The following is an 11895-nucleotide window of genomic DNA, read 5'->3' on the forward strand; positions in this document are numbered from 1 at the left end:
ATCGTTGCTCGCGCGGATGACTGGACGACGCACCGTGTGCCTGCGCGGGTTCGCTGCGCGGCACGTCCCCGTTCGATCCGCGACGGCTTCATCGAATGGCAGGCGAAGAGCGCTCACGAGCGCAGCTGCAAGCCGTGAAAGTAACGTGTCATGGGTAATCGTCTCTACGTCGGCAATCTCTCCTACAGCACCACCCGCGAGTCCCTCGAGGCCGCGTTCGCTGGCAGCGGCGAGGTCCGCGAGGTCTCGATGCCGACCGATCGGGAGACCGGCCAGCCGCGCGGGTTTGCGTTCGTCACGATGGGCTCGGCCCAGGCGGCGAACAACGCCATCTCGCAGCTCAACGGCATGATGCTCGATGGGCGCTCGCTCAAGGTGAACGAGGCGCAGGAGCGTCCGGCAGGTGGCGGCGGCGGCGGCGGTCGCGGTCGTTACTGATCGCTCCTTCGTCGCGCCGGAACATCGCGGCGGGTCGTGTAGGCCCGCCGCGTTTATTTTGTCTTCGAGACGCCCGAGCCGCGCGCCGGTGCGCGCGAGCGCCGCGCCAGCGCCGCGCCAGACGAGAGGGCCACGGGACCATGGGGCCGCTGCGCGGCGCCATCGTGAGCTCGTGCGGCCACCGCTACGGCCGACTGGAGCTTCAGCGACGACGACGGCTCGCGCGACACGCTGGCCCCCGATAGCGTGACGCTCGGCGAGCTCTCCCCGAACGACCGCCACGAGTCCTCGATGAGCCCGAGCTTCGCGGTGCGCTGGTTCGAGGTCGACCCGGCCTATCAGGTCGCTCGCCTGGAGCCCGCGGCCGCGCCTGCCGAGGGGGCCACAGTCGTCTCTGGCCGCTGGTGCCTGAAGCGCAGGATCGTGAAAAAGCCCCGCATCGGCGAGATCGGCCTCTCTATTATCATGGTGCCGCGGCTCGTTTTCTGGTACAGAATGACGCTTGCGCGGCGAAGTTGGACGCTCGCGCAGCGAAATCGATAGCGATGCCGCCTGGACCCGTTGGGCTCGAGCGACAGGCAAGGCCGTAAAGCGCCGCTCGAGGCAGCTCCTGCAAGCACATGCGGAAGCGCGCGCCCGGCGTGCCTTCCGCGTCCGTGCGGCTGAGCGCAAGGAAAGTGGTCGCCATGAAAGCGTGTTTATCGCGGGTCGTGGATGGCGTGGAACAGAGGCTCTGCTGGCGCTTCCAGGTGCACGGGAGGAGCGAGGCCCTGTACGAGCCGGCGGACGGCTCGCACGGCCCGTTCGATCGCGACCGCCAGCGGAACCTCAAGCTGGGCGAGACGTTCCAGCGGCTGGACCGCTCGGGATCTCCCCGGAAGTACGATGGGCTCTTCTGGCAGCCAAAGAGCTCGATCGACGGGTTCAGTCCGTGAGTGAGAGGCTGGACCGTGGCGGCCAGAAGCGAGGACAGCATCCATCTCTGGCACGACACGGAATCTTGAATTTGTCCCCGAGCTAGCAACCGAGTCGCGCAATACACCCATGTCTACCTCCCAGAAGCCCGTCCCCTCCGCCACCTTGCTCGCCACCGCTGCCCACCTCAACTTCCGCGCGACGTCCCGCGACCGGAGCGGCTCGACGCTCGGCGTGCTCGTCGACGCGTCGGGCGCTCAGCAGTACCTCGTGATCGCCTCTGGCGGCGCGGAGGGCACCTGGACGCTCGCGAGCGAGCTGCCCGTCGGCCTCGCGCCCTTTCTCCTCTACGAGAGCGCCGCCAACGTGCTGCGCGGCGGAAGCTTGAGCGAGGACGGGAGCATCTCCTTCCATGGAGCGCTGTATACGATCGAGTCATCGGTCGACGGCAGCACCCGCACCGCGAAGGTGAGCGGTAGTGTTTGAGCGCTGTCGCGCTCGGATGCCGCTCCGAGGACCTGGTTCAGCGCGGCTGCAGCGCTGAGGGCCGAGCTCGCCTGCCTTCAAGGCTCGACGCGGCACCTCGCGCTGCACCCGTCGCCAGCCGCCGTGTTGCCGTCATCGCACGTCTCGAGCCCCGCGACGTCGCCGTCGCCGCAGACGATCGCCGGATCGACCAGCGTGCGGCGCAGCGTGAGGTCGCTGCGCAGGGCGCCCACGCGCGCCTTGAACTCGCTCAGGTCGCCGCGCGTCGCGTCGCCGGCGCTGGCCTTGCCGAGCACCTGCTCCGCCTGATCGATGGCCGCGAGCACGGCGCCCTCGTCCCACGCCGCGCTCACGACGCGCTCGAGCTCGGCGCGATACCGCTCGTCGAGCGCCGGGATCTCCCGGATCCGGCGCGGGAGCACGGCGACGGGCTCCGTCTCGGTGTCGAAATGCGGGTCGTCCAGGATGCGGTCCATCCCGTGGGGGATGAACACGAAGCGCCCGTCGGCCGGGTTCTCGTACAGATAGTAGTTGTTCGCCCGGTAGGCGTAGCCGTCCCAGTGGCCGAGCAGCGCCTCGAGGGCGTAGGTCGTGAGGAACCGACTCAGGTCGAGGCGCTCGCTCAGCTCCGCGGCGAGCTGCTCGTCCGGCGCGTCCTGGATGGCGGCGGCGAGCGACCGGAGCTCTGCCCCGCCGCCGTCGTCGCCGCCGTCGAGCTCCACGGCGTCGATGTCCTCGGCGAAGTCGCCGCAGCACGGGCCCTCGTAGAGCGCGCCCTCGTCGTTCACCTCGCCGAAGTGCCGCCGCAGGAACCGCTTGTCGATGGCCTCGGTGACGACGTAGATCCCCCTGTCCACGCCGTTGACGCTCACCACCGCGTGCGCGGTGCGCGCCGCGGGCACGCCGGCGCGGTCGTGCAGAACCTCGCCGATCTGCTCGCGAAGGAAGCTCGGGTCCTGCTTGGAGTTGTTCAGCAGGAGCTTCTTGAGCCCGTGCAGGTTCGCCTCTTCATCGAACTCGTCGAACTTGACGCTGAAGCTCGGCTTCTCGGACAGATCCACGGCCGAGTTGCCCTTCTGCCGGATGCCAGCGCCGCTGACGACGTCGCCGTCGTAGACGATGGTGCACGGGACGCGCTCGTCGAGGTCCGTGCGGAGCTGCCCCAGGTGGGCCTCGTCGATGGTGATCGCGATCTCGTGCAGCGCCGTCCGATCGAAGACCACGTCGCTGCCCGGGTCGAGGGGCACACAGCCGCCCTGGCTCGCCGCGACGAGCGCGAGGACCGCGGGCGCATGAACGGATCTGCTCGTTCCCGGCCTACTGTTGAGCATCTCGCCCGCTCTCCGTCTTCCGGCGGTGGGCGCCCGCCTCGGCGGGGAGCCGGCCGCCGACCGCGTGCCGGAGCTCGCCGACCGCGGTCCAGTAGCGGCGCACGAAGCGCAGCAGCCGGAGCTCCAGGCGCACGCGGCGCTCGTCGACCTCGAGCACCCGCCCCACGTCGACGCTGCGGCCCTCCATCGCCCGCTGCGCCTCGACGCCCGCGCGCTCGGCGGCAGGGGTCATCCGGCGCCGTAGCTCGGTCACGAGGGCCCGGGTGGCCTGGGCCTCGGCCAGGCTCGTCCGCACCTCGCGTGTCACGAGCTCGACCGCGGCGCCGAGCGAGCGCTGCTCCGCCTTGCGCGCCGCGTCCGCCGCGACGACGGCCGGGCGGTGCGTGTCGAACACCGGCAGCTCGATGGCGAGCCCGAACGTCCACCCGAGGCCGAGCACGCTCTCGGGCCGGAAGTCGTAGCCGACCTCGACGAAGGAGAGCCAGGGCCACCGCGCGGCGCGCTCGGCGTGGAGCGTCGCGTCCGCCGCGTCGCCCTGCGCGGCCGCGAGCTCGATCTCGGGCCGGCGCCTGAGCGCGAGCTCGACGGCCTCCTGCTCCGTGGGGAGCTCCGGGGGAGGCCACGCGCTCTTCGGCGCGCCGAGGAGGCGCACGGGCACCGCAGGGTCGAGCCCCATGCGCGAGAGGAGCGCCGCGAGCGCCGCGCTCCGCTGCGCGCGCAGATCCACGCCGTCCTGCTCCGCGTCGACGGCGGTGAGCTCCGTCATCGCCTCGTCCACCGCCGTCGTCCGCGCGGCCGCGAGCTGCCCCTTCATCCAGGTGGCGAGCGACCGGCGCGCCTCGGCCACCGCGTCGGCGGCCGCGATCTCGGCGTCGAAGAGGAGCACCTCGTCGAACAGCAACCGGATGTCGGCCTCGAGGGCGATCTCGATCTCGCGCGCCTCGGCGAGCTCCTTGGCCTCGTCCGCGCGCGCGGCCGCGACGTTCGCGTCGACCTCGCCCGGACGGGCCACCGGGAAGCGGAGCGCGGTGCTCACCCTCGGCTCGCGCTCGATGATGCGCTCGAGCTCGATGTTCGTGATGCGGAGCTCCGGGTTGTCGAAGTGGTCCTCCGCGTCGACCTGCGCCGCGGCCGCCTCGGCGCGGGCGTTCTGCGCGGCGAGCTCGGCGCTGTGGTCCCTCGCCCAGGCGACGGCGTCCTCCACGGTCATCGCGAGCGGCCCCGCGCTGGACGCGCCCGGGCCCGCGCGGCGGAGCGCCGTCGCGCCGGCGGGCGCGCGGCCCTCGCGGTAGAGGGCGATCGCGCGGTCGGACGCCGCCGGCCTCGGCGAGGAATAGCAGCCCGAGAGGGCCGCGCAGAGCCACATGACGGGGATCGCCGCGAGGCGGCGGCGCTGGCTCACGGGCCCCACGGGAGCTCCTCGAACGAGGGCGTGGCGCTGCCGGCGTCGAACACGATCGTCAGCGAGCCCGGCGTGAGCGACGGCGTGATCCCCTCGGGCTTGAGCCCCGGGAACCGCTGGACGAGGCGCGGCGAGAGCACGCCGCCCTCGGGGCGATCCACCCGCCACAGCGCGCCGGCGTCGCCGTCCGCCGTCGACGGCGTGGACGTCATGGCGAGCGCGCCGTCCGGCATGAAGACGAGCTCCGAGATGCCGCCCGGCGTGGGCTTCCCGGCGAGCTCCACGTCGACGCGCGCGCGCGCCCACAGCGAGACGCCGGCCGCGTCGAAGCGCGCCGCCTCGGCCGCGATCCGATGCTTCTTCTTCGCGCTCGCGGCCTCGACCGCCGCGGCCCGCTGTTCGCCGGGGAGGCCGCCGAACAGCGCGCTCGGGGAGCCGACCCGCCAGATCATCGCGTTGCCCTGCGCGTCGAGCGGCGCCTTCAGCCCGAGGTACAGGGCGCCCTGCCGGAAGGCGAGGCCCTCGATGTCGAGCGCCCGCGTCCCGTCGGGGAGGCCGAGCGCCGCGGCGCGCGCCGGGTTCGCGTCGAGGACCTCGGCCAGGTGGATCCCGCCGTCGACGCGGAAGCCCTGGCCGTCCTGGCGGAGGCGGAGGAGCGCGGTCCGCTCCGACTTGCGCTTCCCCTTCTTGCTGTAGCTCTGCGACGACAGGAGGTAGATCTCGCCCGCGTCGCCGGCCGCGATCCCCTCGACGTCGCTCAGCTCGTCGACGCCGCTCACCTGCACCGGATCCGCGGCGACGGCGCCGCCCGCGGACATCGCGAAGAGCCACGGCGCGCCCTCGTTGTTCTGCTCGTGGCCCGTGTCGTCGCTGACGAGGAGGTACCGGGACTCGCCGGGGCGCGCGAGGACACCGGACGGCTCGAAGCGCGTTCGGCTCGCCAGGGTCGGGGGCACCTTGATGGGGGACTGCGACGCGACGGCGCCGGCCTTCGGGACGGCGCCGGCCTTCGGCGCGGTCGTGGTCGGCTTCGGCGGCGGCTGGGCGGGGGCCGCGCCGCGGCGCGCGTCGAACGTGATGTCGAAGGCCTGGCCGGGGACGAGCGCCATCGGCGCGTCCAGCGAGATGGTGACCACGCGGCCCCATGCGGGGAGCTCCGGCGTGAGCCAGCAGCGCGGCGGGAGCTGGGAGACGAGCGGGCCCACCGCGATGACCGTGCCCGGGATCGGGTCGCTGAGCTGGCCCCGGACGTAGAGCTCGGCGGCGTCCCCGTCGCTGACGCCGAGGGCGAAGCGCTCGGGGACGCAGGCGACCGCGCGCGCGCCCGTGCGCGCGCTCAGGAGCTGCACGAGGGGCATTCCGGCCGGGACCACGTCGCCGGGCTGCCTGTCGACGGAGATGACGCGCCCCGCGTTCGCGGCGCGCAGCACGTAGCTCGCGCGCCGCTGCTCGAGCATCGCGATGTTCTCGACCGCGACGCGCACGTCGGCGTCGAGCTTCGCCGCCAGTCCCGACGTCCGATCCCGCAGGCCGTTCCGCCGCCGCTCCGTCGCCTTGAGCTGCTCCGTGAGGACGCTCAGCGTCCGCGGCTTCTCGCTGGCGATCGCCGTGACCGTCGCGTGCGCCAGGTCGAGCTTCGTCAGATCCTCGTGGACCGCCTGCCGGTCCTCGACGAGCTGCTTCATCCGCGAGATCTCGCTGTCCAGCACCTTCGCCTCGGCGACCGCCCGGCGCTGCTCCTCGCGGTGCACCGCGAGGTGGCGCTCGACCGTCTCGCGGTTCGTGTCGAGCTCCTGCTCGAGGAGGGCGAGCTCCATGTTCAGATCGGCCTCGACCTGGGTCTTCTCCGCCTTGGCGACGGCGATCTCGGCGTCGATCACCGACGTGTCCAGCGTCGCGATGATCTGCCCGGCCTCGACCTCCTCGCCGACGGTCACCTCGATGGAGGCCACCCGGGCGGTCTCGACCGGCGAGAGCACCTCGGGCAGCGCCTCCGCGTAGCCGAAGACGCGCCCGCGCGGGCCGCTGCCCACGTGGAGCCACAGGGCGGCTCCGAGCGTGAGCACGAAGGTGATCGCGGGGGCGGCGTCCTGGAGCGCCGAGCGGAGTCGCGGGTAACTGTACATCGATGATCCTTGCGCGGTGATGACGACGGCGGCTGCGTCAACGAAGCGAGAGGGCCTGCTTGGGCGTGATCGACAGGCATCCTCCGCGATGGACCTCGGCCGCTAGAGATCCAGCGTCGGCTCCTGAAGCATGAGAGAGACATCCTGCACGCCCGGGATCGCCTGGAGCTTCGCGACGAGCGCCGAGCGGAGCTCGGGCGCGAGGATGGTGAGCTGGTAAGCATGCTCCATCACGGTCCCCTGCGCAGCCTCCCGGAGCGTCACCAGCGAGAAGGTCCGGCAGTGCGCGCGGAGCACCTTCGCGAGCGCGTCCTCCACCTCGGGCACGGCGGGCGCGGTGAAGCGGAGCAAGCCGTCCGGCTGGCGTCGCGAGCCCCAGCCGGTGAAATGGAGGACCAAGGTTCCGGCGGCGAAGATCGCAGTCCCGCCGAGGGCCACGCCGACCGCCTGGAGCCCGCAGGCGATGCCGACGCCGAGGGCGGCGAACACGAACATGATGTCGCGGGGGTCGCGCATGGTCGTGCGGAACCGGACCGCGCTCAGGCCCACGGCGACGCCGATGCCGGCGGCGATGCTGCTGCCCACGGAGAGCATCAGCATGCAGGTGATGACGCTGCCCATCGCCATGCTGTGCACGGATGAGCGGGAGTAGGAGAGCCCGCGAAACGTGGCCATGTAGACGAGCGCGACCGCCTGGCCGAGCCCGAACGCCAGCAGGAGCGCCACGACCGCACTGCGGAAGTCCATGGCGCTCCCCTGGGTGACCCATCCGACCCAGTCTATCACGGCGAGCCGCTCTTTCTCGGGGCGATCGCCGGATGCGGCGCGCGCCCGGCGCCATCCACGCGATCCACGCGCGTCCGCGTCACGGCGCCCCGGCGCTGGCCCCGCGGCCAGGGTAGGGGCGCGCTTGCTTGATGTAGAGCGTCGGCGGCTCGCCGGGGTTTGCGTCGTCGTCGAACTTGAACTCCACGTCCATCGCATACCAGCCGTCGTTGCCGCTCGCCGGCCCGTACGCGGGGGAGAACCGCTCGTGGATGGCGTCGAGCGCCACGCCGAGCTGATGGACCTGCGCCGTCGAGAGGACCGTCTGGCCCTCCGGCATGAGGCTCGAGTGCGTCAGGTAGGTGACCGGCTGGTTCGGCTGGTTGAAGAAGTAGAGGAACGCGTCGTTCGTCACGCCCGCGGGCGGGGCGACCACCTCCACGTCACCGCCGAACTGCACGTTGACGTAGAAGGCGGGCTGGACCCCGGCCGTGTCGAACGGGTTGTTGGTGATGGCCACGCCGTTCGCCTCCTCGTCCGGGAAGTTGTGGTGCACGAGCAAGGCCATCCCGATGGTCCGGTGGTCGATGCCGTAATAGGTGCGCTCGTCGAAGGTGCGGAGCTTCCAGGCGCTCGCGTACGTCTTGCGGATGGCGTCGAGGACGTCCTCCCAGTCCGTCGGATCGCCGGTGTTCGAGTCGTAGCAGCCGGCGCACGGGAACCCGTCGAGATCCTCGCTGTTCGTGCTGGTGCGGAAGCGGATCGGGTGCCCGGCGTACTCCGCCTCGATCTTCGCCTTGAGGAGCTCCTGGAGCTCGGCGTCGACGGGCGCGGTCTTCATGGCGTCGCGGAGCGCCTTCAGCTGCTTGTCGCGGGCCGCGGCGTCGGTGGCGAACTTCGGGTCGGCGAGCATCGCGTCGATCTGCTCGTAGAACCCGTTCTGCTTCATGAACTGGTCATAGTAGTACATCGGGATCGAGAAGGCCTTCTGGATGGGGACCTCGGGGATCCTGGCCAGGATGGAGTAGTGGGCCGACTTGCCGCCGAAGGCGAGCACGGCCTTCTTGATCGCGTCCCGGAGCGGCTCGCCCTCCGCCGGATCGGGGGTCACCTCCTCGAGGTCGCGCAGATCGGTGACCGTCAGATCCATCTCGGGGAGCGTGACGGGCGTGGGTTTGTGCGCCTCCCAGAACGCCTCGGCCTCCGCCTCGGTGACCTCGCGGACGCTCCAGGACGACGGCCCCGCGGTGAGCTCGACGAGCTTGTCCTTCAGCGCGAGCAGGTCGGGGTGGCTCATGGCGTTGCGCAGCCCCATGTTGGGGGTGCGCCGGTTCTGGGACAGCACGTTGACGTGCGAGAGCGGCGTCTGGAACTCCTCGGTGATGATCCCCTGGACGACCGAGATGTCGTTGGGCGCCTCGTCGAGGACGACGATGTCCTGGTGGGACAGGTACTCCGTGTCGAGATCCGCCGCCTTCGCGAAGTGGAGCCGGCCCACCGCCGTGCCCAGCGAGAGCGGCTGGTAGTCGATCCCGGCGTAGAGATCGCCGGTGCTGACGACGGGGATGTCGGCGGGGAGCTTCTTCGCCTCGGCCGCGACGGCCTCCGACGTCGGGTGGAAGGCGAGCTTCGACCCGAAGAAGGAGGCCGCCTTGACCGCCCTGAACAGGGTGGCGATCATGTCCGCGGACGCGGTGTCGTAGGGGGAGAGCTCGACGGCCCACACGCCGGGCCCCTCGTAGTGCGTCACCGCGCCGAGGACGAAGCGGCGATCCGGCGTGAAGTACTCGGTCGCGTTGAACTCGCCGAGGGGCGGGACGAGCGGCAGCGCGTCGCCGGAGAGGTGCGATGACACGAAGTCGTAGTGGATCAGGTAGAGAACGCTGTTCTGGAAATACAGCGCGTTCTGATCGGCTTGATCCAGCACGACCTTGACCGACCGCGCGCCGGGCAAGCTGGCGTCGATGGGCACCGAAGCGAGCGCCTCGAAGTCCGCGGCGCACCCGACGCGCTTCAGGAACTCCGTGGATTCACCGGGGTCCGTGCGTTCGCAGACCTCTTCGGTCACGCCGGGGTCGTCCGTGCCGCCGCCGCCGCCGCCGCCGCACGCGCCCGGGAGCGCCGAGGCGAGCAAGGCGAGCGCGACGATCGACGTGATGCGAGTGCCTTTGTACATGATTCCTCCTGAGACAAGTAAGCTGACCGCGCAGCGGCGCGCGCCGGTCATCCCGCGTCAATCCCGCGTCAAGGTGTCAAGGTGTCAGGGCGTCAGCGCGAAGCAGTAGAACCCGCCGTAACCGCCGCCGGACCCGACGGTGACCGTGCCGGGCAGCGGCCCCCCCTGCTCCAGGAGGTTGATGCCCGGCGCGCACCCCGCCTCGTCGAGCGACGACATCCAGTTGGCCATGTTGATGTTGCCGCCGGGGCCGGCGCCGGTGCTGCCGCCGCCGGTCGGGAAGCCGGCGCCGGTGCTGCCGCCGCCGGTCGGGAAGCCGCCACCTCCGAAGTTCCTGGGCCACGAGTGACCGACGCGCGGCCTCCCCTCGCTCGTGTCGCCCGACTTGGCCGTCCAGTCCTTGCAGGTCGCGGTCGCGCTGTAGAGCTGTCCCTTGTCGTTCGTCCCCGTCAGCATGTCGTGGTTGTCGACTTCGGGCTGGCTCGGATCGGGCTGGTGGTTGGGGACGCCGTCCTCGTTCGGGAAATCGTCGATGATCGCAGGGTCGGCCGCGGAGGGGCGGTCGTTGAGCAGCTCCTCTTTGTTGTTGGCGAGCAGCCGGCCGAGCCGGTCGTACCAGGGACCCTCGCCGATCCGATCGATCGCGTTGACCTGCTTGCCGTCCTCCCCTGCGACGGCGCTCAGGAAGGCGCGCCACTGCTTGGCCCCCGCGCCGGGCATGCTCTTCTCGGCGATGGTCGCACAGATCTTGTCCGCGCCGCGGAGCCCGGCGCCGGCGCCCGTCTCTCCGAAGCGGAGATCGCCGCCGAAGCCGTCCTGGGAGCCCGACAGCTCCTGCAGGGCGACGAGGCTGGTCACGAAGAAGCTGAATTTCTCGGTCGTCCCGCCGGAGCTGGACGAGGTGGTGTTGTCGCCGCCGGAGCTCGACGAAGTGGTGTTGCCGCCGGAGCTCGACGAAGTGGTGTTGCCGCCGGAGCTCGACGAAGTGGTGTTGCCGCCGGAGCTCGACGAAGTGGTGTTGCCGCCGGAGCTGGACGAGGAGGTGTTGCCGCCGGAGCTGGACGAGGTGCTTGTCGAGCTGTCGCTCGAGCCGCCCACCTCCGGGTCCGAGCTGGAGCAGCCGACCATGGGGCAGAGCAGCGCGAGGGTGAGGGGCAGCAGCAAGGGGCGATAAGTGCGTGTCATGGTCTCTGTGTCCTTTTCCTTGTTAAGCTAGACGGTCGGCCGCGCCGCGGATCGGCGAGGCTCACTTGCAGGTGAGATCGCTCTGGCAGGTCTGGCCCTCGGGGCACTGCGAGTCGTCGTTGCACGACGTGAGCCCCGCGATCACCACGGCCTGCTCGATCTGGGACGAGACGACCAGATCGACCCGGCCGGGCGGGATCGTCGTGGAGCCCACGGACCTGCGCGTGACGATGATCGTCGGGAAGCCCGCGACACCGAGGTCGAGGAGCTGCTTGACGAGCGATGCCGGGACATCGAGCGAGCCGGTGTCGTCGACGTTGCACTCGATCATCCCCTTCGTGCCCCCGTGATGGCTGATGTCGAGCTTCACGTGGACCCTGGCGATGTCGGCCTGCCCCGGCGGGGTCCACTCGAGCTGCAGCGGTTGATCGGGCTCGAGCTCTATCGTCTCGTTCAGGAGATCGAGGGGGCTCACGCCCTTGGCCTCCACCGTGAAGGCGCTGAAGAAATCGCCGCTCGCCTCGAAGCGGAGCGCCTCGCCCTCGTCGACGGGCGGGTAGAGGAGCTTCACGCCGGCGGGAGGCTGGTAGTTGTTCGCCGTGGGGCTCATGACGAGGGACGCCGCGCCCGACTCGAGGTTCAAGCCGGTCACCGTCACGTTGCCGGCGCTGTGCGCGGCCGGGTAGGGCTGGCACGTGTCGTCCTCCACGCAGACGGCGCTGCCCCCGCAGGGCTCGTTGCAGAACGGGACGCGCGGCGTGAGGAGCTGACAGCCCTCCTCCTCGGCCTGCACCTCCCAGATGAGCTGCGAGGGCGTGGGGCCGTCGTAGATCTTCCCGATCACCGCCGTGCTGCCCGCCGCGCCCGGCTCGGCAGCAGGCAACGAGCGCACCTGGAAGGCGCCGACGAGCTTCGTGGGGTCGCCGGTCGGTTCGCCCGACCCTGTGGAGCCGCCGGAGCCGCCGGCGCCGCCGGCCGAGCCCCCCGAGCCCGACGGGTCGTTGGTACCACCCCCGGAGCTCGAGCAGGCGAGCGACACGAGGGCCACGACCGCGCCAAGGACGCCGGCGC

The 11895-nt window shown here is 71.2% G+C and carries 11 protein-coding genes; 4 read left to right on the forward strand and 7 right to left on the reverse strand.

The window, feature by feature from the left end; all coding sequences use genetic code 11:
* Positions 1-150: 150 nt before the first annotated feature.
* The 4 genes from ACSRUE_RS09400 (at position 151) to ACSRUE_RS09415 (ending at position 1839) form a co-directional block, all read left to right on the forward strand.
* A complete protein-coding gene (locus ACSRUE_RS09400; RefSeq protein WP_437527485.1) occupies positions 151-438 on the forward strand; it encodes an RNA recognition motif domain-containing protein in 288 nt (95 codons plus the stop codon).
* A gap of 246 nt (positions 439-684) precedes the next feature.
* Complete coding sequence (locus ACSRUE_RS09405; RefSeq protein WP_441290695.1) at positions 685-981, forward strand: hypothetical protein; 297 nt, start codon at positions 685-687, stop codon at positions 979-981.
* A 176-nt stretch (positions 982-1157) separates the two neighbouring features.
* The gene (locus tag ACSRUE_RS09410; RefSeq protein WP_441290696.1) at positions 1158-1373 is read left to right on the forward strand and encodes a hypothetical protein; all 216 of its coding nucleotides are present in this window, start codon (positions 1158-1160) and stop codon (positions 1371-1373) included.
* A gap of 109 nt (positions 1374-1482) precedes the next feature.
* Positions 1483-1839 carry a hypothetical protein gene (locus ACSRUE_RS09415; RefSeq protein ID WP_437763760.1) on the forward strand — a complete coding sequence of 119 codons (357 nt, stop codon included), beginning with the start codon at positions 1483-1485 and terminating at the stop codon, positions 1837-1839.
* A 77-nt stretch (positions 1840-1916) separates the two neighbouring features.
* Here ACSRUE_RS09415 and ACSRUE_RS09420 read toward each other — a convergent pair whose 3' ends face one another.
* The 7 genes from ACSRUE_RS09420 to ACSRUE_RS09450 form a co-directional block, all read right to left on the reverse strand.
* Positions 1917-3170, reverse strand: a complete 1254-nt coding sequence (locus ACSRUE_RS09420; RefSeq protein WP_441290697.1) for a CotH kinase family protein — start codon at positions 3168-3170, stop codon at positions 1917-1919.
* The gene (locus tag ACSRUE_RS09425; protein WP_441290698.1) at positions 3157-4581 is read right to left on the reverse strand and encodes a TolC family protein; all 1425 of its coding nucleotides are present in this window, start codon (positions 4579-4581) and stop codon (positions 3157-3159) included. Before ACSRUE_RS09425 ends, ACSRUE_RS09420 begins: the two co-directional genes overlap by 14 nt.
* The gene (locus ACSRUE_RS09430; protein ID WP_441290699.1) at positions 4569-6698 is read right to left on the reverse strand and encodes an HlyD family secretion protein; all 2130 of its coding nucleotides are present in this window, start codon (positions 6696-6698) and stop codon (positions 4569-4571) included. Before ACSRUE_RS09430 ends, ACSRUE_RS09425 begins: the two co-directional genes overlap by 13 nt.
* Positions 6699-6800: 102 nt before the next feature.
* Entirely contained in the window at positions 6801-7484 is a 684-nt protein-coding gene (locus tag ACSRUE_RS09435; protein ID WP_441290700.1) for a DUF4956 domain-containing protein, read from the reverse strand.
* A 79-nt stretch (positions 7485-7563) separates the two neighbouring features.
* Positions 7564-9639: a PEP/pyruvate-binding domain-containing protein gene (locus ACSRUE_RS09440; protein ID WP_441290701.1), complete on the reverse strand. Its 2076-nt coding sequence runs from the start codon at positions 9637-9639 to the stop codon at positions 7564-7566.
* Positions 9640-9723: 84 nt separating this feature from the next.
* A complete protein-coding gene (locus tag ACSRUE_RS09445; protein WP_441290702.1) occupies positions 9724-10824 on the reverse strand; it encodes a hypothetical protein in 1101 nt (366 codons plus the stop codon).
* A 61-nt stretch (positions 10825-10885) separates the two neighbouring features.
* Positions 10886-11872 (reverse strand): hypothetical protein, encoded by a 987-nt coding sequence (locus ACSRUE_RS09450; protein ID WP_441290703.1) that lies wholly within the window; start codon positions 11870-11872, stop codon positions 10886-10888.
* Positions 11873-11895: the final 23 nt, after the last annotated feature.

Origin of the sequence: Sorangium sp. KYC3313 (genome assembly GCF_052075895.1) — a bacterium.
Taxonomy (GTDB): Bacteria; Myxococcota_A; Polyangia; order Polyangiales; family Polyangiaceae; genus Sorangium; species Sorangium cellulosum_B.